Origin of the sequence: Rhodoferax sp. (assembly GCF_034519335.1) — a bacterium.
Classification (GTDB): domain Bacteria; phylum Pseudomonadota; class Gammaproteobacteria; order Burkholderiales; family Burkholderiaceae_C; genus Allorhodoferax.
The window spans coordinates 99,275-122,057 of record NZ_JAXHOL010000025.1 but is presented as its reverse complement, the minus strand read 5'-3'; the positions used below and the strand labels follow the sequence as shown (position 1 = coordinate 122,057).

Here is a 22,783-nt window from a genome sequence, read left to right as displayed (position 1 = left end):
CAACTGGCAGCTACTGCGTCACCGCGTCCATCGCAGCGGCAGTGGCTTTGTCCGGGCTGCGATGGCCTTGCTCTTTGCGGTGTTTGATCTCACTCAAGCCATCGCCTTCAAGGGTGTAGGCCTGAGCAAACCCCGCAACATAGCCACCGCTCTGAGGGCGCAACTGATACAAGTGAAAATCTGCCAAGTTGCGCATCATCCCCATGAAGTTCCCGAACTTCTGGACAAACTTGTCCATCAGTGGCTCGAACTCGGGGGAGTCTCGGTAGCATTCGATGGCCGTGCATTGCAGAGTCAAGCGGCGGCGAGCAAACAGATGTTTGGCCTCCGCTTCACTTTCAATGAACAGCACCGAGCATTGCCCCCTTGCAGTCAGATTGGCGGTATGGGCGGACAACTCGCTGGTGTAGACGTAATAGTTTCCTTCGTGTTCAACGTATGCCGCGTAGCTGGCTTCTGGCGCACCAGCTGTATTGCAAGTGGCAAGATGCAGACTTTGAAAATTTCCGGGAAATTTCCGGCATTCGTCCATCACGGCGTTCAAGTCTGGAGATTGGTTCATGGTTGTTTCTCTCAATCAAAAATCGTATCGGACTGATACTTGGAAGTTACGCCCCGGTGCGGTATAGGCATCTTTGACGGCGCTGCTGTCCGCTAAGCCCCTGACATCTGACCAACGCCAGTACTTGGTATCGAAGACATTGTTCAGGTTGGCGTTGACGGTCAGGTTGCGCCTGGGCTTCCACGAGACGCCAAGATCAAGAACGGTGTACGACGACGGCGCGAATTGCGCGGTAGTAGCTGAAATCTGACTAGACTCTTTGCCTTTGCTGTGGACCAAGTTGGCTCTGGCGCCCCAAACAGCATCGTCGTAACGCACACCAAACACAGCCTTGAGTGGTTGGATGGTGTTTAGCGGTGTCTTTACGCCATTGATTTCGCTTTCCCCCTTTGAGTAGGCGATGCCCGCATTGGCTTTCCAGAGCTTGTCTATTTGCCACTCGGCACGTGCCTCGACGCCGTGAATGTGCGCATTGGCGAGATTGATGTACTGGAAGACTGTCGGGTTAGCTGGTGTACCGGCTCCGCTGACCGCTTGTTGACTGATAAAGTTTTTGTAGTGGTTATTGAACGCCGCTACAGAGTAGCGGACACTTTCAATCTTGCCCCGGAATCCAATCTCGACGCTGTCAGCGTTTTCAGCCTTCAGGTTGGGATTCCCGATGCTGGTGTAGCCAGATGCCAGGTTGGTGAATCCATTGTTGACCTGATCCGGCGTTGGCGCACGAAAGCCCTTGGCGAGTTGCCCATACGGCGCAAACGAAGGCGCAAGTTGCCATACCACGCCCAGACGCGGTGTGACGGCTTGCCCTGACAAGGCCGCCGCTGTGCCTCCAACATATCCAGCAGACGATGGGGACAGGTCGTAGCGGTCAAAACGCAAGCCAGGAATGATGCTGAATTTCCCCGTCTCAATCTCGCTTTGAACAAATGCGCCGCCCAGGGTGTACGTCGTGTCAGGGAATGGCTTGGTTGGGAAGGTTTCACCAAACGGGGCTACGGTGCCATCACGCACACCTGCGATTTCGGCTTTGCTCCAGTCCACTCCGTAAGTCAAGCGTTGGTTCACAAACCCAGTCAGGTTGCTTTCCAGCAAGGTTGAAAGCCCTGCAACCTTCGTGCTGTAGCTATTGTCACGCGTGCGGTCTGCGGCGGTGTTTCTATCCTCCGTGGCAAACTGGCTGACTTTGGCATCCTGCCAGTAGACGCGAGTCTCTGCACGTTGAACCCACTGAGCGTTCAGATCGTTGTAGCGGTGCTCCAACGAGACGCGGTTTCGATCAATCTGGTCTCGCGTATCCAAGTCAAGGGTGCTGGTCGAAGTCAATGGAAGCACTGCCCGCGCCGAGTAGACCTCGGTGTTTTGCTTACGATTTTGAGTCTCGAAAGTCAGTCCGATCTGCTGCGTCGGATCAACGGTGAGGAACGCCTTGCCCAGCAGATACCGATTGTTGTAGTCAACCGGATTGGGCGAGGTTCGATTGACGTTTTGCACGTCGTTGTCGCCCTTGTTACTCACCTCATTGCCTGTGCGGTAGCTACTCAATAGCATCCCTTGCCATTTGCCATTGATTCCCGCTGCGCCCAGTGTGTTCGACCAAGAGCGGTCAATGCTGGCGTAACTTGATCGCGCAAACCCGCCGATGGACTGCCCTGGCTTGAGAAGGTCGCTGGGGTCAAGTGTTCGGAAACTGGCCTCCCCCCCCCCCACCCCCCCCCTCCCCCCCCCCCCCCCCCCCCCCCCCACCCCCCCCCCCCCCCCCGCCCCCCCCCCCCCCCCCCCACTCTCCCCCCCTCCCCCCCCCTCCCCCCCCCCCTTCCCCCCCCCCCCCCCCCCCCCCCCCCTCCCCCCCCCCCCCTCCCCCCCCCCCCCCCCCTCCCTCTCCCATCCCCCCCCCCTCCCCCCCCCCCCCCCCCCCCCCCCCCCCCCCCCCCCCCCCCCCCCCCCCTCCCTCCTCCTCCCCCCAAACTGACTGCCCCCGCCAAGCCATCACTACCATACTGAGTGGAGGCGGGGCCGCGCAGAACCTCCACCGTCTTGATGCCATCCACGTCAAGAAAGTCGCCGCGCCCGGTGGCAAATGATCCAAACGAAAAGCTGTTTGGCACACGTATGCCATCCACCATCATCAGCACCTGATTGCCTTCAAGACCACGAATGTTGATGCCTTCGTTGCCTGCACGACCCGTGGCAGCTCCAGCCGCCGTAAAGCGAGTGGGCGCAGCGCGAACGGTCACGTCAAGCTCATCGCGGAACACGTCTTTGATGTCTCGCGCACCATCCTGCTCAATCTTGGCGGCAGGTGTCACTGTGACGGTATTTGGTACTTTGTCCACCCGCCGCTCGGTGCGCGTGGAACTCACGGTGATTTCATTCAACCGTGTGACGGTGCCCTCGGTGTCCGAGGCTTGCTGGGCTAACGCCATGGTTGGGGAGATTCCCCAAGCCAGGCTCAGCGCCAACGCTAATTTTGTTTTGCTCAGCATAGTGCGTCCTAAATCAGATTTAGGCACTGGCTGGCGATGGCTGGCTGGTGCGGATTGTTTTTTTGGTTGATTCTCTTACTTGGTCAGAATCAGCTTTCCGGTGGATGTGACTCGCAATCGATAAATGCCCCCTTCGTGAACGATTTCCAGCTCTCGCAATCCTCCAAATAGCTTTGCGCTAGTTACACGCCCGATTCCGTAGCGGGCAATAGCTTCGTAGTCATCGGGGTCACTTGGATCATGGCCCAAAGCAGGTTGTCGTGTCTCATTCATGTCGCTCATTGTAAATGATAATCGTTCGCATTACAAGAAAAAGAAAAAACGCCAGCGCTGTCGAATTCGCGTCCAAACGTCCAAAACCTTGCTATCGTGTTTGGGGTGCGGACGCGGGTTCGGTTCCGTGTTCCACCACCATACCCCCTGACAAAGGCCGCTAACTAGCGATAGTTAGTGGCCTTTTTCTTGCCCTCATTCCAAAGGTTTGCCTCGTTGGGCTTTGATGGCGGAGCGTTGGGTCTTGGATTCAAGGCGCCGCTGCCGAGACGCGTAGGTAGGACGGGTGACTTTGCGCGGTTTGGGAGGCGTAGCAACACTGTTGACGAGTGCATGCAAGCGCTCGAAAGCATCTAGTCGGTTGAGCTCTTGGGTACGAAATTGCTGGGCCTTAATGATCAGGACTCCTTCGCGCGTTATGCGTGTATCTTGTACTGCGAGCAAACGCTGTTTGATATCTTCGGGCAGCGAGGAGCCCACAATGTCAAAGCGCAAATGGATGGCGCTAGATACCTTGTTGACGTTTTGGCCACCGGCTCCCTGTGCCCGGATTGCCGTAGTTTCTACCTCTGCTTCTTGTATTTGGATCTGTTTTGACATTGGCAGAGGTTTGGGCAGTTAAACTGGTTTGACATTAACACCAACTCCAAGGAGGGTCCCATGGCCAAAGGTCAGCAAAAGTCCAACAAAGAATCGAAGAAGCCCAAAAAGGACACCTCACCGCCTAAGCCAGCCAGTGGGATCGTGGATCCGGTCCGGGCCACAGTCACCACAGCCGTCATTCCACGTGGCAAGCTGAAAAACAAGTAGCCTTAATTTGCTGCCAGGACCTCGTCATAGCGAGGTGGTTGGCAGCCAGCCCGTTCGCAATTGATTGCAGCAGCGCGCATGGCTTGTTGCAGGGTAGTGGCGACCCGCAGGTTTGCGTCATCTGGGTTGAGTACCCAGTCGCCAAGGCAATTTCCCCAAAACGTATCTCCAGCACCTACGGTGTCCACCACTTTCGTAGCCGGCACATCTGCGTGCGCAGCGGCATCTTCCACACCCAACCAAGCGCCCTGTGCGCCAAACGTCAGTGCCACACGGCGAGTGCCTTGCGCGTTGAAATGAGAGGCGATTTTGGCGCCATCGGCACGTGTGGGGTGGGCAAAGCCGAGCAGTTCGAGGTCTTCGTCGCTGGCTTTGAGCCAATCCGCGAGGCGGGCGATATCCTGGACCGCCGCCACGTATTGCGTCAGGTCGGTTGCCAACTTGGGGCGCAGGTTCACATCCACGCTGATAGTCCAGCCCAATGATTTGGCCCCTTCCAGTATCTCGAGCACTTTGTAGTGCTCGGGCGGTACCAGCAACAAGGAGCCCGTATGCAGCACGCCGGGGGGCTGTTCTTGCAAACGTTGTAGCACCACATCAACCGTGTAGTCCCGGTCTGCGATGCCTTCGCGGTAAAAGCCGTAGCTTGGTTGCCCCTGGTAGATTTGTACTACCGCCAGTGAGGTGGGCAGGGTGCTTGGGGGGCTCAGCGGCGTCACCCCATCTTGCACCAATTGTTGGTGCATGCGTTGTCCAAACTGGTCGGCGGACAACGGGTTGACGTAGCCTACTTTTGCGCCTCGCAGTGCCGCTGCGCGAGCCATATTGAATGGGCTTCCACCCATAAAAGGGCGTAGCGTGCCATCAGGCTGTGCTACGCAGTCCATCAAGGCTTCGCCCAGTACCCAAATCGATGCGGTCATGTGTGTCTCGTTTCGTCTGCAGTGCGGAGTGCCATCGTTAGGCCAAAAGTAGCAGCTTAAACCAGCGGGGGGCAACTGACCAAGCCGCAAATCTTGATTGTCGATACCCGATTGCACTGGCGTGTGTCTGATGGCTGCATGAATGGCAGGTGGGTATTACACCAAATAAATCCATAAATAAATCAAGTAGTTTTACTAATATGATTGGCATGCCGTGTCTGGCATGCTCAGGCACTATCTTTTACAAGCTTGCCATGTACCGATCACTTCTTCATTCATTTCCACCCCAGTGCATACCTCGCGAGGTTTATGTGCAGTCTTTGGAGGCTATCGCATGCTAAAAGGTATCGACCCGCTTTTGACCCCGGAGCTGCTCATGCATTTGTCTGCCATGGGGCATGGTGAATGGGTCGCGGTGGTAGACGCCAATTTCACGGCCGATTTTCTGAGTGCTGGCAAAGCCTTGGTTCGCCTGCCGGGGCATTCGCTGGAGCGGGTAAGCCGGGCCGTGTTGTCTGTCATTCCCCTGGCTGAGGATGTGGCCTGCCCTGCGGCTTATATGCGGGTTTGCCACCACCCAGATACCCACCGCACTGATGCACAGGAGGCAGTGATCACCTTGTTGCAAGCGCAGGGGCTGCCGCCCGAGCGTGTCGAGCCGGTGGAGCGGTTTGCGTTTTATGACAAGATCAAGGGAGCCAGTTTGATTGTTCAGAGTGGTGAGGTAACCGCCTATGGCAACGCCGTGTACTGCAAGGGCGTCATTCTTTAAGGCTCGGGTTTGTGAAAATTTATCTTGATTCTGCCCAAACAAGCAGCTGGAAACTGCCTCCGGGTTGTCCCGCCGTGCGGGGTGTAACGACCAACCCCAGTCTTGTGCATCAAGCGGGGCTGCCAGTTAGCCTGCCCACGTATCTGGACTTGCTGCGTGCGGCGGCAGATCATGGCTTTGGCGAACTTATGCTGCAGTTGCCGTATAGCGATTTGGAGCGCGCCGCGCAATGGTTGGCCCCCATGCAGGAGCTGTCGCAGCAGTTATCAGTCCAAATGACCATCAAATTGCCTTGCGCGCCCGATTGGGAGGCCTGCATTCGGTGGGTGAAAGCGCAAGGACAAGCCGTTTTGCTGACGGGCCTGTCCAACCCTGTGCAGCTTCTGTGGGCCCATGACATGGCTGCAGATTATGTGGCGCCTTATGTGGGGCGCTTGGTGAATGACGGACGTGATGTCTGGGCGCTTATGCGGGCGTGCGTGGCACAGCAAAGCCATGGCCCGCAGCTGCTGGCAGCTAGCATTAAGTCACCAGATGTATTGGCCCAACTGATGGGTTTGGGAGCTGCTGCCGTCACACTCCCGCCGGCCAGCTTGGTGGCTTGGAGCACCGATGCGCTGACGCAGGCCGCGGTCCAGCAGTTTGACAAGGACGTGCAGACCAGTTTGCGCGGCGCCTGACGAGGCTAGCGAGGCTAAGCCCTTGTTTCAGTCAGGATTTGAGTTCGTCGATGCGGCTGTCCAGGGGGCTCACAAAGGAATTGAGCTCCCAGCCAGAGGCCAGGCGACTTTCGGGAAACTCCGGCATGGACAGGGGGGTGAGGCCGGAAGGTGTGCCTTCGCTGCCTTTGCTTTGCCTGCGTCGTGTTACCACCGCATGCAAATGTTCGCGTACATCCTGGAACCTTGAATCCAAAGGTTGGCTGGCCGCGGTCTGTGCGGCCTGTTCGCCCAAAAAGGCGGCGCGAATCTGGCTCAGGTGTGGCAGGTTGGCCGGGTCCACTACCCAATAGCGGATGCTGCACTGGTCCAGCAAGCTGTGCTTGAGGGTTTGATTGCCCATGGACAGACCGTTGGGGCCAGGGACGTCCACGCAGCCAATCACTTTCCCGTCCAAGCTGCAGATGGTGAAAGTGCAATAAACCCCGTTGAGCAATTTGTACCAATGGGAGGCCTCAGCCTGGCTGGCGGGGGCGGTGAAGCGGGTAACAGGAAGTTTGATCAGAATGTGCTGGTCAAACATTACCTTGGTGAGCCAAATCCAGACACGCCGCTCTTGGGAGTTGACCAAGGGCCGGGTTTTGAGAGGCCAACTGGAGGGGATGCGCCGACGCTGTCGTTCCAGGTAGCGGTTGCGCCAGTGGAGCAGGGCGGCACCCACCATAATCCCCAAAGCAAATGAAAGCAACATCAAACACCACCCTGTAAATGAGGCCATCTTCGCGTGGCTCAGCTTATTAGGATGAAAGTTTACATGGCACTTTGGCTGGCGTATATAGCCTCAATGGCCTGACGATTGGCCTGTACCACGCTCACCAAGTGGGGGTCGAAATGGGCGCCTGCTTCCGCAACAATGTGGGCCAAGGCCGCTTCTAGGGACCATGCGGGCTTGTAGCAACTGGCGCTGACCAGTGAGTCCAGCACGTCGGCTACTGCGGCAATACGCCCTGGCAGACTAATGGCCTCGCCGGCAAGGCCTTGCGGGTAGCCGCTGCCGTCCCAGCGTTCGTGGTGTTCTTGTGCTACCAGGGCTCCCAGCGTGTGAACCCGCGAGCGTGAGTGCGCCAAGAGAGCATGGCCCTCTTGGGCGTGTGTTTGCATGATGGCCCACTCGTCGGGAGTGAGCGGGCCGGGTTTGGTCAGAATCTGATCCGGGATGCACGCCTTGCCCACATCATGCAGGGTGGCGGCCACCCGCATCAGTTCCACTTCCTGTTCCGTTCCACCTGTGGCTGCGGTTAGCAGGGCGGCGATATCGCCCACGCGCTGCAAATGGAAGGACGACTCGCTGCAACGTCTCTCGATGGCCCCGCCCAAAATGCATATGGTGGTGCGTTGGGCGGTTTCAGTGTCTTCGCGCAGTAGCAGGCCGTCGTAGGTGATGGCAACGTTGCGGGAAAACAGTTCCAGCAGCTCGCGCGCTTGTTCGCTCACCGGTTCGGCAAACTCCATGTAAATCAGGCTTTCGCTGCCAGCCTTGGTCTTGAAATAGCCCGCGTAGTAGCGTTCGCCGTGGTGGCTGACTTTTTCATGTAGCGCGCGCGTGATGGCCACTTGCACGCCCTCCGGCAGGTTGCGCACTTCCTCATCCACCATAAGTTGTGAATAGGCTTCGGTGGCGGCCAGTACCTTGAGCTGGCCCTGGGTGGTATTGGCCGTGTAGGCCGATACCCTGCTGGCGCACAGGCCTTCGCCATGCAAGTCCAGCAAAAAGTTGACTTGTTCCAGCACCGCTGAGGCAAAACCCCGCAGGTTGCGCGAGTCGCAGACCTGGCTGATAGCCTCGATGGAGCGGCGCAGCCCCAAGCTGGCCTGTTCGATACGCATCAGGTCGCGGTAAGCCCGCAGCCCGGCGTAAAACACGGTGATCAGCTTGCGCCGCGTAAGGTCGGTCTTTTCCTTGTAGTCGTTGATGTCGTAGTCGCGGATGACTTGCTCTTCGGGCGCTTGTCCGGGTTGCCCAGTGCGCAGGATGATGCGCACATTGAGGTTGCCCAAGTCTTCGCGGATGTGGCGCGCCAAGTCCAGCCCGGCGTGTTCAGACTCCATCACCACGTCCAGCAGGATCAACGCGATGTCGGTTCGTTCTGCCAGCACCGAGCGGGCTTCTGCCGCGCTGTAGCAGTGGGTGAAGTGGAGGCCGCGCCCGTCCATCTCAAAGTCCGACATGACCAGCTTGGTGACTTCGTGCACGGCCGGCTCATCGTCCACTACCAAAATCTCCCAGGGGGGCAGGATCTTGCGGCTGCTGGTTTCGGCTTGCTCGTCACTAAACACCAAATCATCGGACATGAGGCGGGCTTTCGTAGGGCGGGGACGTTTTGCAGTTTATCGGATTGTGGCTGCGATACTAGAGCCCATGCAGCTCCAGGAAATTCTCTATTCGCAAGGCTTTGGCACCCGCCGCGTCTGTGCCGGTTTGATCCAGCAGGGTCTGGTTCAAGTTTATATGCCAGATAGTGGTGAAATGCCCGTGGTTATTGCGCAAGCAGCTACTGAATTGGAAGCAGAAGGCCTGCGTTTCAAAGTGCAGGGTGTGGAGTGGCAGTACTTCGAAAAGGCCTACTTGGTATTGCACAAACCGGCTGGCACCGAGTGCTCGCAAAAGCCCTCCACCTACCCCAGCATCTACACCCTGCTGCCATCGCCCCTGCGTCTGCGCCCCCAAAAAGCGGCAGTGCAGGGTGTGCAGGCGGTTGGCCGGCTGGACCAGGACACCACCGGCATGCTGCTGCTTACTGATGATGGCAAATTCATCCACCGCATGAGCTCGCCCAAGCACCATGTGCCCAAGGTCTACGAAGTCACCGTCAAGCACCCCCTGGACGAGCGCCAGGTCCAAAAGCTGCTGGCTGGTGTGGTGCTGGACGACGACCCGGCGCCGGTGCGCGCCGCCGCCTGCGAGGCGGTGAGCGAGTTCCACCTGCGCCTGACCCTGACCGAAGGCAAGTACCACCAGGTCAAACGCATGCTGGCCGCGGTAGGCAATCGCGTGGAGGGCTTGCACCGTTCCCGGATCGGTGGCGTGGGCTTGCCCGCCGATCTGGCGCCAGGCCAATGGCGCTGGCTCAGTGCTGAAGAGCTGGTGGCTGTTCAAGCCAAGGGGTGATGTATGAACGCAATGCTCGACGCATTTTGGCGCTCGGTTGCCTACTGCCTGCACCCCAAGGTGATCGGGCTTTCACTGCTGCCACTGCTCTTGGTCATCGGCTTGATCGTTGGCTTAGGCTATTTCTATATGGACCCTGCGCTGGCTGCAGTGCAGGAGCTGCTGGAATCCTCGGACTTGCTCAACCAACTGTGGTCTTGGCTGGAATCCATTGGTGCTGGCAAACTTAAAACCGTATTGGTACCGCTGATCGTGATCGCACTGGCCACGCCGGTGATTGTGGTGGCCAGCTTGCTGGTGGTGGCTACTCTGATGACTCCGATGATCGTGCGCTTGGTCACCCAGCGTCGTTTTCCAGCGTTGGAGCGCACGGGCGGCGCCTCTTACCTGGTTAGCGTGTTCTGGGGGCTGGGTGCCAGTCTCACCGCATTGGTGTTGCTGGTGCTCTCCATGCCCCTGTGGTTTGTGCCGCCACTGGTTCTGGTGTTGCCGCCCTTGATCTGGGGTTGGCTTACCTACAGGGTTCTGGCGTTTGATGCGCTGGCCGACCATGCCACCGCCGAAGAACGCCATACCCTGATGCGTCGTCACCGCTGGTGGTTGCTCGGCATGGGCATCTTTACGGGCTACTTGGGTGCTGCACCCAGCCTCGTTTGGTCGGTCGGTTTTGTGGCGGTGGCGCTGGCTCCAGTACTGGTGCCCTTGTCCATCTGGCTGTACACCCTCATTTTTGCGTTTTCCTCGCTCTGGTTCACCCATTACTGCCTGGCAGCCTTGCAACAGCTGCGATTGGAGCAGGCAGCAACCTTAGCGCAGGAATCTTTACCGGTTGCAGATGTGCTGGAGCTGCCATGAAATTTGGATTGATCATCATTGGGGACGAAATCCTCTCCGGCAAGCGTGCCGATAAACACTTGGCCAAAGCAATAGAGCTTTTGTCAGCCCGCGGGCTCTCGGTGGCCTACGCTGACTACGTTGGCGACGATCCGATACGTATTACCCAAACCCTGCAGCGGGCCTTTGACTCCGGCGATGTGGTGTTTTCCTTTGGTGGCATTGGTGCCACGCCCGATGATCACACCCGCCAGTGCGCGGGCCGTGCGTTGGGGGTCCCCTTGGCGCTGCATCCACACGCAGAGATGTTGATTCGCGAGCGCATGCAGGACGTCGCGCAGGAGCAAGGCCTGGCCTATGAGCCGGAGCGCGCTGACAATGTGCACCGACTCAACATGGGCGTGTTTCCGCAGGGGGCCGAGATCATCCCTAACCCCTACAACAAGATCCCCGGCTTTAGCTGCGTAGGCCAGGGCGGAGGTCACGTTCACTTTGTCCCGGGCTTCCCCGTCATGGCATGGCCCATGGTGGAGTGGGTGCTGGATTCGCGGTATGCCCACCTGTTTTTGCGTGAGGCGCATCTGGAGCGCTCAGTGATTGTTTTTGGTGCCATGGAGTCGGCTCTCACGCCGCTCATGGAAACGCTGGAGCGTGAGCATGCAATCAAGGTATTCAGCCTGCCCAGTGTGGACCACCCGGAATGGGGGCGCCATATCGAATTGGGTGTAAAGGGTACTCCGGCTGCGGTAGAGCCTGCTTTTGCGGCGCTCTGTGATGCCTTGCGAACCATGGAACTATCGCTTGGCCCTGAATTGGTGCGCGACTAAAGAGGTGCATATTTGGTGCATTTTAATTGCACCAAAGTTGTGCGCAAAGGCGGCTTCTACCCCTTGTCACCATGCTTCTTTCCGGTGCGCGCCAGAAATTGCAGGCTTTCTCAAGGCAAAATAAGGATGTTTGCCTAATTGCCGAGACTGCGACTTTTGGCACAAAAGCTGCATTGTGGGCAAGGCAATTCTTTTTACAACCGTGCAACAGGAGTATTTGATGGCCAAGACCGTCGCAGACGTAATGAAGATGGTGAAGGAAAACGAGGTCAAATTCGTTGACTTCCGTTTCACCGATACCCGTGGCAAGCAACAGCACACCACGGTGCCAGTCTCCCATTTTGATGAAGACAAGTTCACTTCCGGCCATGCATTCGACGGTTCTTCCATCGCTGGCTGGAAAGGTATTGAAGCATCGGACATGTTGCTGATGCCCGATCCCAACACCGCCAACATCGACCCCTTCTTCGAAGAAACCACCATCATCATGAACTGCGATGTGGTGGAGCCATCTGACGGCAAGGCCTACGACCGCGACCCCCGCTCCATTGCCAAACGCGCAGAAGCCTACCTGAAGGCCTCCGGCATCGGCGACGCAGCCTACTTCGGTCCTGAGCCAGAATTCTTCATTTTCGACGGCATCCGTTGGAGCACCGATCCCCAGAACACCTTCTACGAAGTGGAAGAGTACGAAGCACCTTGGAACACCGGCGCCAAGCTCGAAGGCGGCAACCGCGGCCACCGTCCCACCACCAAGGGCGGCTACTTCCCCGTTCCACCCGTTGACAGCACGCAAGACATGCGCGCCGAGATGTCCTTGATCCTCGAATCCTTGGGCATCCCGGTGGAAGTGTTCCACCACGAAGTGGCGGGCGCTGGCCAAAACGAAATCGGTACCCGCTTCTCCACACTGGTTGAGCGCGCTGACTGGACCATGTTGCAAAAGTACGTGGTGCACAACGTGGCCAATGCCTATGGCAAGACCGCCACCTTCATGCCCAAGCCTTACCACGGTGACAACGGTTCCGGCATGCACGTGCACCAGTCCGTGTGGAAAGACGGCAAGAACCTGTTCGCCGGCGACGGATATGCCGGTCTGTCTGACTTTGCGCTGTACTACATCGGCGGCATCATCAAGCACGCACGTGCCCTGAACGCCATTACCAACCCCGGCACCAACAGCTACAAGCGCCTGGTTCCTCACTTCGAAGCTCCGGTCAAGTTGGCGTACTCTGCCAAGAACCGTTCCGCTTCCATCCGTATTCCTTTCGTGGCGAACCCCAAGGGCCGTCGCGTGGAAGCACGTTTCCCCGATCCACTGATGAACCCATACCTGGGCTTCGCAGCCTTGTTGATGGCCGGTCTGGACGGCGTGGAAAACAAGATCCATCCCGGCGAAGCCGCCACCAAGGACCTCTACCATCTGCCTCCCGAGGAAGATGCAAAGGTACCAACTGTGTGCCACAGCTTGGATCAAGCCTTGGAGCACCTGGACAAGGACCGCGCGTTCCTGACCAAGGGTGGTGTGTTCACTGACTCCATGCTCGATGCCTACATCGACTTGAAGATGCAAGAAGTGACCCGTTACCGCATGTCCGTGCACCCTGTCGAGTACGACATGTACTACTCCCTGTAATGCCTGCTGCCGTCATGGCAGCGCTACAGGAAAAAAGGACGGCGCAAGCCGTCCTTTTTTTTGCAAACAAAGTGACACAGATTCCGGTCCAATCCGCATGGATACTGTGACACTTTTTTTGTTTTTGGGCACTTTTTGGCGCATACTGAATCAAGCGCTTAGGCCCTGATAGCGCGGACACTGCATGAAAACCACATTTTTGATTTCCTGGATGACTCTGGCATGCGCCACCTCTGCGTGGGCGCAAGACCGCATTTACCGTTGCGGCAACGAGTACACCAACACCGTGACTGAAGCGCAGGCCAAAAACTGCAAGCTGGTCTCCGGTGGTAATGTGACTGTGGTGCAGTCCGCCAAGCCCGCGGCCAGCAGTGGCGTGAAAGTCGCCTCCAGCGGTGGCGGTGGTAGTGCCACTGCACCAAGGGTCGATTCAGCAGACCAGCGTGCCAAAGATTCCGATGCACGCCTGATTCTGGAAGCCGAACTCAAAAAGGCCGAAGCCCGCCAGATTGAACTCGTCAAGGAATACAACAACGGTGAGCCCGAAAAGTTGGGCCCCGAGACACGCAACCACCAGAAATACCTGGACCGTGTGGCCGAGCTCAAGGCAGCCATTGCCCGCAACGAGAGTGATATTGCCGGCATTCGCCGTGAACTGGGTCGTGTCCCGGCGTCCAGCCCGCCGCTGGCTGCCGTCAAGTAATTTTTTCCCTTGCGCACCTGCTGCGCAGCCCTCCCACATCCATGCTGTGAATCGTCCTGAATTCGTGCCCGAGCGTTTTGCCTGTTTTGACCTGCTGGCCACGCTCGTGGCGGTGGTCCAAACGGATGCCAGCGTGTTGTTTTCCAATGCCGCCTTGGAGGACGCGCTGGGTACATCCCGGCGCATGTTGCTGGGGTCCAGTTTTTCGGAGTTCTTCACCGAGTCTGCATCTTTGCAAAGCGCCTTGGAAGGCGCATCTGAGAATGCTTTTGCCGCGTTGCGCTACGACGCCTGGCTCAAGCGCGCGGCCCACGAGCCCATGCCCGTGCACGTGATCGTGACCCGCACCGAGCAATCCGAAGACATCATCATCGAGATGGTGCCCCTGGAGCAGCAGGCCAGGCAGGACCGCGAAGAGCGCCTCGCCGAGCAAGCCCAGACCAACAAGGAGCTGATCCGTAACCTGGCGCACGAAATCAAGAACCCGCTAGGCGGCATCCGCGGTGCGGCGCAACTGCTTGAAATGGAAATGGAGTCCCCCGAGCTGACCGAATACACGCAGGTCATCATCCATGAGGCGGACCGCCTGCAAAGTCTGGTGGACCGCCTGTTGGCGCCACATCGCCGCCCGCACCTGGTCGGCGATGTGAATATCCACGAAGTGTGCGAACGCGTGCGCTCCCTGATCTTGGCTGAGTTCCCCAAGAGCCTGCGCGTGGTACGCGACTACGACACCTCCATTCCCGAGTTTCGTGGTGATCGAGAACAACTCATTCAAACGGTGTTGAACATCGCACACAACGCATGCCAAGCGCTCTCCGAACGCATGGCTGCGGGGGATGCCAATCTCACATTCCGTACCCGCGTCGCCCGGCAGGTAACGTTCGGTAAGCAGCGCTATCGGTTGGCATTGGAATTGCATGTGATCGACAACGGACCTGGCGTGCCAGATTCGATCAGGGACCGCATTTTTTACCCGCTGGTGTCGGGCAGAGAGGGTGGTTCGGGGCTGGGGCTGACATTGGCGCAAACCTTTGTTCAGCAACACCACGGCCTGATTGAAGTGGATAGCGTGCCGGGCCGAACGGACTTCAAGATTCTGATTCCGTTACCGTAATAGCAAAAGATTAAGGGTGCGCCACAACATGAAGCCGATTTGGATCGTAGATGATGACCAGTCCATCCGCTTCGTGCTGGAGAAGGCGCTGCTGCGCGAGCATTTGCCCACGCGCAGCTTTTCCAATCCACGCGATGTACTGAGTGCCCTGGCCACGGCCGCGGACGATGAAGGCCCGCAAATCCTGGTCAGCGACATTCGCATGCCCGGCGGTTCGGGCCTGGACCTGCTCGACAAGGTCAAAGCCAAACACCCTGGTTTGCCCGTCATCATCATGACGGCCTTCTCGGATCTGGACAGCGCGGTGAGCGCTTTCCAGGGCGGCGCGTTTGAGTATTTGCCCAAGCCTTTTGATTTGCCCAAGGCGGTGGAACTGATCCGCCGCGCGGTGGAAGAAAGCCAGCGCGAGGAGGTGAGTGAAGAGCGCATGGCCGAGTCGCCTGAAATGCTGGGCCAAGCGCCCGCCATGCAGGACGTGTTTCGTGCCATTGGCCGCCTCAGCCAGAGCAACGTCACGGTCATGATCACCGGCGAATCGGGTTCCGGCAAAGAACTGGTAGCCCGCGCGCTGCACAAGCATTCCCCGCGCGCAGACGGCCCGTTTGTGGCTATCAACACCGCCGCCATTCCCAAAGACCTGCTGGAAAGCGAACTGTTCGGCCATGAGCGTGGTGCCTTCACGGGCGCGCAAACCATGCGCCGTGGCCGCTTCGAGCAGGCTGATGGCGGCACGTTGTTCCTCGACGAAATCGGCGACATGCCGTTCGAGCTGCAGACGCGCTTGCTGCGTGTGCTCAGCGATGGACATTTCTACCGCGTGGGCGGCCACAGCGCCGTCAAGTCGAACGTGCGTGTGATTGCGGCCACCCACCAAGACTTGGAGCAACGCGTCAAGGACGGCGTGTTCCGCGAAGACTTGTTCCACCGCTTGAACGTGATCCGCCTGCGCCTGCCTGCGCTGCGCGAACGCAAAGAAGACGTGTCCATGCTGACCCGCCACTTCTTGCAGCAAAGCGCCAAACAGCTGGGCGTGGAGCCCAAGCGCATCTCAGATTCGGCGCTGGCCTGGCTGGAAGGCTTCGGCTTTCCTGGCAATGTGCGCCAGCTCGAAAACATTTGCCACTGGCTCACGGTGATGGCCCCGGCCCAGGTCATTGAGCGCAAGGACCTGCCGCCTGAGGTGAGTCTGGGCCGTTCGGAAACCGGCGAGCCCTTGCAAGCCAAACCCGTGCTCACGGCCGCCCCCGAAGCCCAGCTCAAGGATGTGCCACTGGACCCCCACACCCATGTGCCCGCCTCTGCGCATGAGTCGGAAGACCTGTCGCATGTGTTGGCGCGTGCCGCTGCCGCGCACGGCCCGTTGGAAGGCTGGGAAGCCGAATTGGAAACCGAGGCCGTGGCCCTGTTGGGCGCTGGCCAGCCCGAGGTGTGGGACACGTTGACACGCCGCTTCGAGTCGCGCTTGATTTTGGCGGCCCTGGCCAACACCAAGGGCCGCCGCATCGAGGCCGCGCACAAGCTGGGCATTGGCCGTAACACCATCACCCGCAAGATCCAGGAGCTTGGGTTGGAGTAGTTTGGAGTGTTTTAGGGTCTTAGCCCCCGTGGATGCTGCGCAAGCAGCTCCTGAAACCATAGCAAAAAGCCGACGCAAGCGTCGGCTTTTTGTTTAGGCGGCGGGTGCAATCTCCACCACCACCGGTGCGTGGTCGCTGGGGCGGTCGTTCTTGCGAGGCTGTTTGTCAATCTCGCAAGCCGTCACTCGGGGGCGCAGCGCTTCGCTCACCAGAATGTGGTCGATGCGCAGGCCGCGGTTACGCCTAAAGCCTGCGTCACGGTAGTCCCACCAGCTGAAGCTCTTGGGCGGGTGCGCGAACAGGCGGTGGCTGTCGTGCAGTCCCAGGGCGATGAGCGCGCGCAGGTGGTAGCGCTCTTCCTCGGTGCAGTGGATGCTCTCGAACAAGCCCTCGGGGTCCCATACATCGTCGTCGTCAAAGGTGATGTTGTAGTCGCCCATCAGCACCAGCTGCGGGTGGCGGGTCAGCTCGTCCTTCACCCAGCGGCGCAGCGCGGTGAGCCATTCCATCTTGTACTCAAACTTGTCGCTGCCGGGCTCCTGTCCGTTGGGAAAGTAGGCACCGATCACCCGCACACCCTCCACCGTGCCGGTGATGACACGCGCCATCTCATCGTCAAAGCCGGGGATGTTCTTGGTGACGTCGGTGGCTGGAGTGCGGCTGAGCAGGGCTACGCCGTTGTAAGTTTTCTGGCCAAACCACTGGGCGTGGTAGCCGATGGCCTCAAAGGCATCGGCCGGAAACTTGTCATCGGTGAGCTTGAGCTCCTGAAGCGCCAGCACGTCCACGGGGTTGGCTGCCAACCAGTCCAGTACTTGCGGCAGGCGCACGCCCAAAGAGTTCACATTCCAGGTGGCAAGTTTCATGGCAATAGGTAGGGTTGGGTGGGCAGAAAAAAGTGGGGCAGTGCGGCCCGGGCCCAATGCCACAATGGACGCACTCTCATCAGCGGCAGATTTTCGCACCTTGCCCCTGCGGGTCCGGGCTGCTTCGACAATTCTTCATCGCAGGTTACAAGCTCCTCCATGCGCACCCCCACTGCCAGCTCCGCTCCATGCCCTGCGTGCCGGCAAGCGCTGCACCATCTGGTACTGGAGGGGCACTATGCCAAATCGGTCGAGGTAGACCTGTGCACGGGCTGCCACTTGGTGTGGTTCGATGCCTTTGAGTCGGTCCGGCTCTCCGGCTTGGGCTGGGTCCAGCTGCTGCGTGCCATGGTGCTGCAGCCGTCGTCGCGTGCCGCACTGCCGCGCAGCTTGTCCTGCGTGCGCTGCCGTGATCCGCTTTCCGCCGTGCGCAACCAAACCCGGTTTGGCCATACCGCCGCCCTGGAATGTCGGCAGGGCCACGGGCAACTGCAAACCTTTACTTTGTTGCTGGCCGAACGGGGCCTGTTGCGCCAGGTGTTGCCGTCCGATCGCAGCGCTCTGGCCCAAGAAGGGCGGGCACTGCAGTGCCTGCAATGCGGCGCTGGGGATCATGCGCCAGACGCGACCCAGTGTGTCTACTGCCAGAGCCCTTTGCTGATGGTGGATGTGCCGCGGCTGGCGTCGGCTTTGCTGGTGCGCCATGGAGATGCACTGCAACTACCGCCTGGCGCCAACCCCTTGGCCATGGCGTGCCGGGGCTGCGGCCAGCCTCTGGACCCCACAGCCGAGGTTCGCTGCCCGCGCTGTGACCATGCCTTGGTGTGGTCTGACTGGCACAGTGTCCGCCCCCTGTTGGACGCCGTGGAGCCATTGCTGCGGGCGCAGCAGCCCCGCCAGGCCAAGCCCTGGGGCACCCGGCTGAAAGAGCAGCAGGGTGACCACCGTGCCACACAGTTTCATCGCTGGCTCCGGCATGCCAATCTGGTGTCGGCGCGAGACGAGGGGGGGCAGCGCGACCTGCGCGTCAGCTTGCTGGACTGGCGCAGTTGGCTGCGCCTGGCCGTGTTGGGTGTGGTCTTTTGGTTGTTTTTCAAATAGGGATGAGGCGCTTTTGGGTGCCTTGCGCACGTCAATATTGCGCGAGCAGCTCCTGAATTGATAGCGTTATTGCCAGCGGATGCAAAAGCGCCCCGCACTCCTTGCGGAGCGCGGGGCGCAGTGGACCAAGGGAGGTCAGTCTTTTTTGGTGAACCAGGCGTCCGTTGCCTTGCGTTCCCAAGCGGCCAGCTGCAGCTCGGCTTCGTCCTTGGCTACGCCGTAGCGTTCCTGGATTTTGCCGGCGAGCTGGTCGCGCCGGCCAGCGATAACGTCGAGGTCATCGTCGGTGAGTTTGCCCCATTGCTCTTTGGCCTGGCCGGTCAGCTGTTTCCAGTTGCCTTGAATGCGATCCCAGTTCATGGTGTTCCTTTAGTGACGTGTGGCGGGTGACGATCAGAGGGGCCGTAGCCCCTGCGGTCAAGGACGGACGGTGATCTCGTTCTTGACAGCCTTCACGCCCTTGACACCCCATGCCAGGTTGCCTGCAGTGGCTTTTTCGTCGCCGCTCTTGGCAAAGCCCGACAGCATCACGGTGCCGTTAAGTGTTTCCACGCTGATGGCTGCAGCGTCCACAGTTTTGTTTTCGACAAAGCGGCTCTTGATGGAGGTGGTGATGGCGGTGTCATCGACATAGGCGCCCACCGTAGACTGGCCGCGCTGTACGGCGCAACCGGTAGCGGTCAAAGTCAGCAGGGCGGCAAAGGTCAGGGCGAGGATGGTGCGAAAGTTCATATAAATCTCCGATAGAAAAGGTAAGTGGTGTCCGGTTGGACAGGGCAGTGACAGGGCCCCACTGCCAGTGGGTGGTAAAGGGGAAGTTAGTTTTTTCGGAACAAGCCGAACAGGTAGCTCACGGCAGCGAGTACCAGGAAGACGAAGAACAAGATCTTGCCAATCTCCACGGCGCTGGCGGCAATGCCACCAAAACCAAAGAGGGCCGCAATCAGGGCGATGACAAAAAATACAACGGCGTAGTGCAACATTTCGGGGCTCCTTAAAGGGATGCCCTAGTGTGCGTTTGATCGCACTTTTCGGCGATCAGGCAGCCTGCCGTGTGGGTGTGGGTGAACGGCGCGCCTTGGCGTAGGACGCGTCCGACACGCTCAGTGGGTGGTGGCAGATTGCTGTGGAAGACGTGCCAGGATCTGTGTGCCTTGCCCGGCGCGGGACTGCAGGTGCAGGCTGCCGCCTTCGGCGCCCACCCTGAAGCGCATGCCCACCAGTCCATAGGCCGAGCTGGGTTTGGTGCTGGTGTCGAAGCCCACCCCATCGTCGCGCACCGACACCTCCACTTGCCCGGTGCGAGTGCAGAGTTCGATCCAGACATTGCGCGCCTGAGCGTATTTGGTGATGTTGGTAATGGCCTCTTGCACCAGGCGGTACACCACCAATTCGGCGGCTGGGCGCAACTGCACTGGCTCCAGTTCGCAGTGCACGGCCACATCTGATTGGGCGGCGTACTCGTGCGCCAAAATCTCCAGCGCAGGCACCAGCCCCAGGTTGCTCAGTGAGGAAGGTCGCAAGTCCTCAATGATGCTGCGCCCCAGCGCAATACCGCTGTTGAGCGTGCCCACCAAATGGGCCAGCAACTCCAGTGCTTCAGGCGCACCATTGGCCAGCCGCGATTTGATGCGTGCTGCATCCAGCTTGGCCGAGGTCAGCAGCGAGCCCAACTCGTCGTGCAGGTTGCGCGCCAGGCGTTGGCGCTCGTCTTCGCGGGCGGTTTGCAAATGCTGGGCCAGTTCGATCAGCTCGGCCGTGCGGTTGGTCACCTCCACCTCCAGGCGGTCGCGCTCCAGCTGCACCACGCGTTGCAGCTCCAGCTGCTGCAGTTTGAGTGCCTGCGATTGGCGCAAGTAGAAGAACAAGGCCAGCAGGCTGATGGCACTGAGCAGCGCCACCCCAAACCGCCCCAGGGCCAGGGTGTGGTCCAGCTCGGTGCGGCTGGCGCTCACGGCCCGGGTTTGGTACTCCAGCAGCTCGGCACTGGTGGCGCGGATGGCATCCATCTTCTCGCGGCCAATGTCAGTCATCAGAATCTCTTGCCCAGCTTTGCTGCGGCCTTCCTCGAAGAGCTGTAGCGTCAGGGCCAGCTCCGACAGCTTGGTCTCGGTCAGCGTGTGCAGGCGCTGCAGCAGGGCTTGGGATTCGGGGTCTGCGCCGTAATAGGCGTCCAGCACGCGGTAGGCCTCATCGATGCGTTGCAGTGCTTGCGCATAGGGCTCCAGGTACTCTTTGCGCCGCGTCAGCAGGTAGCCGCGCTGGCCCGTCTCAGCGTCCAGCACGCTGCGCTCAAGCACCTGGATCTGGGTGCGTGCTGCGCCCATGTCGCTGAGTTCTCGCAACGTTCCCGCCGAACGCCAGTAAGACGCCTCACTGATAAAGACCACGGCCGCCGCAGCAGCCAGTGCCAAACCCATAACCCAAGGGTTGCGCTGGAAGATAGAGAGTGTTTTCATGGTCTTGGCGTACGGAGAACTGTGGGATCATGCTGCATGACAAAATTTTTGCGCCCATGATCCGTATAGCCATCGTTGACGACCACGCCATGGTGCGCGCCGGGCTGCGCCAGTTTTTTGCCGACCAGCCGGACTTTCAGGTGGTGGCAGAGGCGATGAATGGCCGCGAGGCCTTGGACATCGTGCGCCAGGGCGAGGTCGATGTGATGGTGATGGATATTTCCATGCCTGACCACAGCGGGGTAGACGCACTGGTGGCCATCAAGGCGCGGGCGCCTGATCTGCCGGTGCTGATTTTGAGCGGGTTTGCCGAGGTGCACTACGCCACCACCTTGCTGCGCCAGGGTGCCAGTGGTTACCTCAACAAGGACTGCGACCCGGAGGACATCGTCAAGGCCATCCGCACCGTGCACCGGGGGCGCAAGTACATCACGCCCGGTGTGGCCGAGCTGCTGGCCGACGGCTTGGCCGACGGGGGCGACAAGCCCTTGCACACCCAGTTGTCCGAGCGTGAATTGCAAGTGTTTTTGCGCCTGGCCCGGGGCGAAACTGTGGGCCATATTGCCACCAGCATGTCGCTGAGCGTGAAAACCGTGAGCACCTACCGCACCCGCGTGATGGAAAAAATGCGCCTGGAATCGAATAGCGACCTGACCTACTACGGCCTCAAAAACGGCCTGATCCAGTAGCGGCATCAGGCAGGCAAGGCCGGGCTCATACCGGTGGCCGCCAGCGTTTGGCAGTAAAGAATCAGCGCGTCAATTTCTGTGGATTTGTCAAACACCTGCTGTGCACCGAGTGCCAGACAGGTGGTGCGAATGTCGGGGGTGGCGTAATTGCTCAGCACCACCATGTGCCGTTCGGGGCGGTTGTGGCGCGCGGCACGCAACACCCCCAGCCCGGAGCCGCTGCGCAAAAAGATATCCACGATGACCAGGTTGGCCTCATGCGTGGGGTCAGACAACCACTGCAGCGCCACCTGCTCGTCCGCAGCCACCCCCACCACCGCAACGGGGGTGAGTTCTTGTAGCGTGGCAATCAGACTTTGCTGAATGACCGGGCTGTCTTCGACGAGATAAGTGGTGAGCACGGTCATGTCGCTTGCAGTGGGTGAGGCCTTTAGTGTGCTCCCAATCCCCGTCCAATGCCATGGGCCACCAGCCCGATTGCATGTAGGACAAGACCTACAGCAGCTTGCGGCGCTGTCTGCTTTGCGTGGCCGCGCAGTTTTCCGATACTGCGGGCATCAGATTGTGCTGATGCTTCATAACAAGGTCGTTCCATGAAAAAAACATCCATCTCCCTGCGTGCCACCACGGTTGTGCTGGCACTTGCTGGTCCTGAGCGGTTGCGCTGGTATGACCACCCGCGAGAAAAATACCGCTGTGGGTGCCGCCGTTGGCGGCGTGGCGGGCAACATCATTGGCGGCGGTAGCGTGCTGGGCACGGCGGCGGGTGCAGCCGCTGGTGGCGTCATTGGCCACCAGTCCACCAAGAAGTAACTCAAGCGCGGGTGTAGGTCACAAAGCTGAACGCCAGCCCGCTCGCCGCCACATGGCGCTCGCGGGCGCTTTCTTTCCAGGCTTCGCCCAGCGCGGGGGCGAACGCGTCACCCGCAAAGTCTTGTTCAATCTCGGTCACCACCGCCGTGCTGGCCAGCGGCTCCGCCAGCGCATACAGCTGGGCGCCGCCAATCACCCACACATCGCTCACTTGCTCGCAAAGTTGTAGCGCTTTGCGCATGTCTGGTGCGGGCTGGGCCCCTGTTTCATCCCAATCTGGCTGTCGTGTGACCACAATGTTGGTGCGCCCGGGCAGCGGGCGAAACTTGGGCGGCAGCGAATCCCAGGTCTTGCGCCCCATGATCACCGGGCAGCCCAGCGTGGTGCGCTTGAAGTGGGCCAGGTCCTCGGGCAAATGCCAGGGCAGGGCGCCGTTGATGCCAATCACGCCATTGGCGGCGCGGGCATAAATCAGGTGCAGACGTGGGCCAGTGGTTTGCGCCATGC

At 59.6% G+C, this 22,783-nt stretch carries 27 protein-coding genes and 1 pseudogene; 13 read left to right on the top strand and 15 right to left on the bottom strand.

Annotated elements, in window-relative coordinates; genetic code table 11:
• Nucleotides 1-10: 10 nt before the first annotated feature.
• The 5 genes and pseudogenes from U5O12_RS11255 to arfB form a co-directional block, all read right to left on the bottom strand.
• Complete coding sequence (locus U5O12_RS11255; protein WP_322578724.1) at nucleotides 11-562, bottom strand: HugZ family protein; 552 nt, start codon at nucleotides 560-562, stop codon at nucleotides 11-13.
• Between the two features lie 15 nt (nucleotides 563-577).
• Complete coding sequence (locus tag U5O12_RS11250; protein ID WP_322578723.1) at nucleotides 578-2,272, bottom strand: TonB-dependent hemoglobin/transferrin/lactoferrin family receptor; 1,695 nt, start codon at nucleotides 2,270-2,272, stop codon at nucleotides 578-580.
• 275 nt (nucleotides 2,273-2,547) lie between these two features.
• Nucleotides 2,548-2,988, bottom strand: a pseudogene (locus U5O12_RS11245) (TonB-dependent receptor plug domain-containing protein); the annotation flags it as partial.
• A gap of 135 nt (nucleotides 2,989-3,123) precedes the next feature.
• Complete coding sequence (hemP, locus tag U5O12_RS11240) at nucleotides 3,124-3,321, bottom strand: hemin uptake protein HemP (RefSeq protein ID WP_322578722.1); 198 nt, start codon at nucleotides 3,319-3,321, stop codon at nucleotides 3,124-3,126.
• A 195-nt stretch (nucleotides 3,322-3,516) separates the two neighbouring features.
• Nucleotides 3,517-3,921 (bottom strand): alternative ribosome rescue aminoacyl-tRNA hydrolase ArfB, encoded by a 405-nt coding sequence (arfB, locus tag U5O12_RS11235; RefSeq protein WP_322578721.1) that lies wholly within the window; start codon nucleotides 3,919-3,921, stop codon nucleotides 3,517-3,519.
• 60 nt (nucleotides 3,922-3,981) lie between these two features.
• On the opposite strand from arfB, the gene U5O12_RS11230 reads away from it, so the two are divergent.
• Complete coding sequence (locus U5O12_RS11230) at nucleotides 3,982-4,131, top strand: hypothetical protein (RefSeq protein ID WP_322578720.1); 150 nt, start codon at nucleotides 3,982-3,984, stop codon at nucleotides 4,129-4,131.
• Between the two features lie 2 nt (nucleotides 4,132-4,133).
• Here the strand turns inward: U5O12_RS11230 and U5O12_RS11225 are convergent, their stop codons facing one another.
• Complete coding sequence (locus U5O12_RS11225; protein ID WP_322578719.1) at nucleotides 4,134-5,054, bottom strand: PfkB family carbohydrate kinase; 921 nt, start codon at nucleotides 5,052-5,054, stop codon at nucleotides 4,134-4,136.
• A gap of 334 nt (nucleotides 5,055-5,388) precedes the next feature.
• Between U5O12_RS11225 and U5O12_RS11220 the strand changes: the two genes are divergently transcribed.
• On the top strand, nucleotides 5,389-5,826 hold the full coding sequence (locus U5O12_RS11220; protein ID WP_322578718.1) for an RbsD/FucU family protein: 438 nt from the start codon (nucleotides 5,389-5,391) through the stop codon (nucleotides 5,824-5,826).
• Between the two features lie 104 nt (nucleotides 5,827-5,930).
• Complete coding sequence (locus tag U5O12_RS11215; RefSeq protein WP_322578717.1) at nucleotides 5,931-6,506, top strand: transaldolase family protein; 576 nt, start codon at nucleotides 5,931-5,933, stop codon at nucleotides 6,504-6,506.
• Between the two features lie 31 nt (nucleotides 6,507-6,537).
• On the opposite strand, the gene U5O12_RS11210 is transcribed toward U5O12_RS11215, so the two are convergent.
• Nucleotides 6,538-7,236, bottom strand: a complete 699-nt coding sequence (locus U5O12_RS11210) for a hypothetical protein (protein WP_322578716.1) — start codon at nucleotides 7,234-7,236, stop codon at nucleotides 6,538-6,540.
• 59 nt (nucleotides 7,237-7,295) lie between these two features.
• On the bottom strand, nucleotides 7,296-8,837 hold the full coding sequence (locus U5O12_RS11205) for a DUF3369 domain-containing protein (RefSeq protein WP_322578715.1): 1,542 nt from the start codon (nucleotides 8,835-8,837) through the stop codon (nucleotides 7,296-7,298).
• A gap of 67 nt (nucleotides 8,838-8,904) precedes the next feature.
• Here U5O12_RS11205 and U5O12_RS11200 point away from each other — a divergent pair, with 67 nt between their 5' ends.
• From U5O12_RS11200 to ntrC, 7 genes are all read left to right on the top strand, one after another.
• Nucleotides 8,905-9,654, top strand: a complete 750-nt coding sequence (locus U5O12_RS11200) for a 16S rRNA pseudouridine(516) synthase (RefSeq protein ID WP_322578714.1) — start codon at nucleotides 8,905-8,907, stop codon at nucleotides 9,652-9,654.
• Between the two features lie 3 nt (nucleotides 9,655-9,657).
• The gene (locus U5O12_RS11195) at nucleotides 9,658-10,509 is read left to right on the top strand and encodes an EI24 domain-containing protein (RefSeq protein WP_322578713.1); all 852 of its coding nucleotides are present in this window, start codon (nucleotides 9,658-9,660) and stop codon (nucleotides 10,507-10,509) included.
• Nucleotides 10,506-11,315: a competence/damage-inducible protein A gene (locus U5O12_RS11190; protein ID WP_322578712.1), complete on the top strand. Its 810-nt coding sequence runs from the start codon at nucleotides 10,506-10,508 to the stop codon at nucleotides 11,313-11,315. Before U5O12_RS11195 ends, U5O12_RS11190 begins: the two co-directional genes overlap by 4 nt.
• A 220-nt stretch (nucleotides 11,316-11,535) precedes the next feature.
• Entirely contained in the window at nucleotides 11,536-12,951 is a 1,416-nt protein-coding gene (gene glnA / locus U5O12_RS11185; RefSeq protein ID WP_322578711.1) for a type I glutamate--ammonia ligase, read from the top strand.
• Nucleotides 12,952-13,135: 184 nt separating this feature from the next.
• Nucleotides 13,136-13,654: a hypothetical protein gene (locus U5O12_RS11180; RefSeq protein ID WP_322578710.1), complete on the top strand. Its 519-nt coding sequence runs from the start codon at nucleotides 13,136-13,138 to the stop codon at nucleotides 13,652-13,654.
• Between the two features lie 46 nt (nucleotides 13,655-13,700).
• Complete coding sequence (gene glnL / locus U5O12_RS11175; protein WP_322578709.1) at nucleotides 13,701-14,771, top strand: nitrogen regulation protein NR(II); 1,071 nt, start codon at nucleotides 13,701-13,703, stop codon at nucleotides 14,769-14,771.
• Between the two features lie 28 nt (nucleotides 14,772-14,799).
• Nucleotides 14,800-16,347, top strand: coding sequence for a nitrogen regulation protein NR(I) (ntrC, locus tag U5O12_RS11170; RefSeq protein ID WP_322578708.1), 1,548 nt, complete (start codon nucleotides 14,800-14,802; stop codon nucleotides 16,345-16,347).
• Between the two features lie 93 nt (nucleotides 16,348-16,440).
• Here the strand turns inward: ntrC and U5O12_RS11165 are convergent, their stop codons facing one another.
• Nucleotides 16,441-17,214 carry an exodeoxyribonuclease III gene (locus U5O12_RS11165; protein WP_322578707.1) on the bottom strand — a complete coding sequence of 258 codons (774 nt, stop codon included), beginning with the start codon at nucleotides 17,212-17,214 and terminating at the stop codon, nucleotides 16,441-16,443.
• 159 nt (nucleotides 17,215-17,373) lie between these two features.
• Here U5O12_RS11165 and U5O12_RS11160 point away from each other — a divergent pair, with 159 nt between their 5' ends.
• Nucleotides 17,374-18,315 (top strand): zf-TFIIB domain-containing protein, encoded by a 942-nt coding sequence (locus U5O12_RS11160; RefSeq protein ID WP_322578706.1) that lies wholly within the window; start codon nucleotides 17,374-17,376, stop codon nucleotides 18,313-18,315.
• A 135-nt stretch (nucleotides 18,316-18,450) separates the two neighbouring features.
• Here the strand turns inward: U5O12_RS11160 and U5O12_RS11155 are convergent, their stop codons facing one another.
• The 4 genes from U5O12_RS11155 to U5O12_RS11140 all read right to left on the bottom strand — a co-directional run bounded on the left by U5O12_RS11155 (nucleotide 18,451) and on the right by U5O12_RS11140 (nucleotide 20,774).
• Complete coding sequence (locus U5O12_RS11155; protein ID WP_322578705.1) at nucleotides 18,451-18,675, bottom strand: CsbD family protein; 225 nt, start codon at nucleotides 18,673-18,675, stop codon at nucleotides 18,451-18,453.
• A gap of 57 nt (nucleotides 18,676-18,732) precedes the next feature.
• Nucleotides 18,733-19,047, bottom strand: coding sequence for a BON domain-containing protein (locus U5O12_RS11150; RefSeq protein WP_322578704.1), 315 nt, complete (start codon nucleotides 19,045-19,047; stop codon nucleotides 18,733-18,735).
• A gap of 86 nt (nucleotides 19,048-19,133) precedes the next feature.
• On the bottom strand, nucleotides 19,134-19,298 hold the full coding sequence (locus U5O12_RS11145) for a DUF1328 domain-containing protein (protein ID WP_322578703.1): 165 nt from the start codon (nucleotides 19,296-19,298) through the stop codon (nucleotides 19,134-19,136).
• A gap of 120 nt (nucleotides 19,299-19,418) precedes the next feature.
• A complete protein-coding gene (locus tag U5O12_RS11140; protein ID WP_322578702.1) occupies nucleotides 19,419-20,774 on the bottom strand; it encodes a CHASE3 domain-containing protein in 1,356 nt (451 codons plus the stop codon).
• A 56-nt stretch (nucleotides 20,775-20,830) separates the two neighbouring features.
• Here U5O12_RS11140 and U5O12_RS11135 point away from each other — a divergent pair, with 56 nt between their 5' ends.
• Nucleotides 20,831-21,463: a response regulator transcription factor gene (locus U5O12_RS11135; RefSeq protein WP_322578735.1), complete on the top strand. Its 633-nt coding sequence runs from the start codon at nucleotides 20,831-20,833 to the stop codon at nucleotides 21,461-21,463.
• A gap of 5 nt (nucleotides 21,464-21,468) precedes the next feature.
• Here U5O12_RS11135 and U5O12_RS11130 read toward each other — a convergent pair whose 3' ends face one another.
• Entirely contained in the window at nucleotides 21,469-21,870 is a 402-nt protein-coding gene (locus U5O12_RS11130) for a response regulator transcription factor (RefSeq protein ID WP_322578701.1), read from the bottom strand.
• Nucleotides 21,871-22,132: 262 nt separating this feature from the next.
• Here U5O12_RS11130 and U5O12_RS11125 point away from each other — a divergent pair, with 262 nt between their 5' ends.
• Nucleotides 22,133-22,276, top strand: coding sequence for a glycine zipper 2TM domain-containing protein (locus U5O12_RS11125; protein ID WP_322578700.1), 144 nt, complete (start codon nucleotides 22,133-22,135; stop codon nucleotides 22,274-22,276).
• A gap of 1 nt (nucleotide 22,277) precedes the next feature.
• On the opposite strand, the gene U5O12_RS11120 is transcribed toward U5O12_RS11125, so the two are convergent.
• Nucleotides 22,278-22,781 carry a dihydrofolate reductase gene (locus U5O12_RS11120; RefSeq protein ID WP_322578699.1) on the bottom strand — a complete coding sequence of 168 codons (504 nt, stop codon included), beginning with the start codon at nucleotides 22,779-22,781 and terminating at the stop codon, nucleotides 22,278-22,280.
• Between the last annotated feature and the right edge of the window lie 2 nt (nucleotides 22,782-22,783).

What these genes read in the sequence shown, in the direction of transcription:
- U5O12_RS11255 (WP_322578724.1), bottom strand. Translation starts at nt 562, where the DNA reads ATGAACCAATCTCCAGACTTGAACGCCGTGATGGACGAATGCCGGAAA.
- hemP (WP_322578722.1), bottom strand. Translation starts at nt 3,321, where the DNA reads ATGAATGAGACACGACAACCTGCTTTGGGCCATGATCCAAGTGACCCC.
- arfB (WP_322578721.1), bottom strand. Translation starts at nt 3,921, where the DNA reads ATGTCAAAACAGATCCAAATACAAGAAGCAGAGGTAGAAACTACGGCA.
- U5O12_RS11230 (WP_322578720.1), top strand. Translation starts at nt 3,982, where the DNA reads ATGGCCAAAGGTCAGCAAAAGTCCAACAAAGAATCGAAGAAGCCCAAA.
- U5O12_RS11225 (WP_322578719.1), bottom strand. Translation starts at nt 5,054, where the DNA reads ATGACCGCATCGATTTGGGTACTGGGCGAAGCCTTGATGGACTGCGTA.
- U5O12_RS11220 (WP_322578718.1), top strand. Translation starts at nt 5,389, where the DNA reads ATGCTAAAAGGTATCGACCCGCTTTTGACCCCGGAGCTGCTCATGCAT.
- U5O12_RS11210 (WP_322578716.1), bottom strand. Translation starts at nt 7,236, where the DNA reads ATGTTGCTTTCATTTGCTTTGGGGATTATGGTGGGTGCCGCCCTGCTC.
- U5O12_RS11205 (WP_322578715.1), bottom strand. Translation starts at nt 8,837, where the DNA reads ATGTCCGATGATTTGGTGTTTAGTGACGAGCAAGCCGAAACCAGCAGC.
- U5O12_RS11200 (WP_322578714.1), top strand. Translation starts at nt 8,905, where the DNA reads ATGCAGCTCCAGGAAATTCTCTATTCGCAAGGCTTTGGCACCCGCCGC.
- U5O12_RS11195 (WP_322578713.1), top strand. Translation starts at nt 9,658, where the DNA reads ATGAACGCAATGCTCGACGCATTTTGGCGCTCGGTTGCCTACTGCCTG.
- U5O12_RS11190 (WP_322578712.1), top strand. Translation starts at nt 10,506, where the DNA reads ATGAAATTTGGATTGATCATCATTGGGGACGAAATCCTCTCCGGCAAG.
- glnA (WP_322578711.1), top strand. Translation starts at nt 11,536, where the DNA reads ATGGCCAAGACCGTCGCAGACGTAATGAAGATGGTGAAGGAAAACGAG.
- U5O12_RS11180 (WP_322578710.1), top strand. Translation starts at nt 13,136, where the DNA reads ATGAAAACCACATTTTTGATTTCCTGGATGACTCTGGCATGCGCCACC.
- ntrC (WP_322578708.1), top strand. Translation starts at nt 14,800, where the DNA reads ATGAAGCCGATTTGGATCGTAGATGATGACCAGTCCATCCGCTTCGTG.
- U5O12_RS11165 (WP_322578707.1), bottom strand. Translation starts at nt 17,214, where the DNA reads ATGAAACTTGCCACCTGGAATGTGAACTCTTTGGGCGTGCGCCTGCCG.
- U5O12_RS11160 (WP_322578706.1), top strand. Translation starts at nt 17,374, where the DNA reads ATGCGCACCCCCACTGCCAGCTCCGCTCCATGCCCTGCGTGCCGGCAA.
- U5O12_RS11155 (WP_322578705.1), bottom strand. Translation starts at nt 18,675, where the DNA reads ATGAACTGGGATCGCATTCAAGGCAACTGGAAACAGCTGACCGGCCAG.
- U5O12_RS11150 (WP_322578704.1), bottom strand. Translation starts at nt 19,047, where the DNA reads ATGAACTTTCGCACCATCCTCGCCCTGACCTTTGCCGCCCTGCTGACT.
- U5O12_RS11145 (WP_322578703.1), bottom strand. Translation starts at nt 19,298, where the DNA reads ATGTTGCACTACGCCGTTGTATTTTTTGTCATCGCCCTGATTGCGGCC.
- U5O12_RS11140 (WP_322578702.1), bottom strand. Translation starts at nt 20,774, where the DNA reads ATGAAAACACTCTCTATCTTCCAGCGCAACCCTTGGGTTATGGGTTTG.
- U5O12_RS11135 (WP_322578735.1), top strand. Translation starts at nt 20,831, where the DNA reads ATGATCCGTATAGCCATCGTTGACGACCACGCCATGGTGCGCGCCGGG.
- U5O12_RS11130 (WP_322578701.1), bottom strand. Translation starts at nt 21,870, where the DNA reads ATGACCGTGCTCACCACTTATCTCGTCGAAGACAGCCCGGTCATTCAG.
- U5O12_RS11125 (WP_322578700.1), top strand. Translation starts at nt 22,133, where the DNA reads ATGACCACCCGCGAGAAAAATACCGCTGTGGGTGCCGCCGTTGGCGGC.
- U5O12_RS11120 (WP_322578699.1), bottom strand. Translation starts at nt 22,781, where the DNA reads ATGGCGCAAACCACTGGCCCACGTCTGCACCTGATTTATGCCCGCGCC.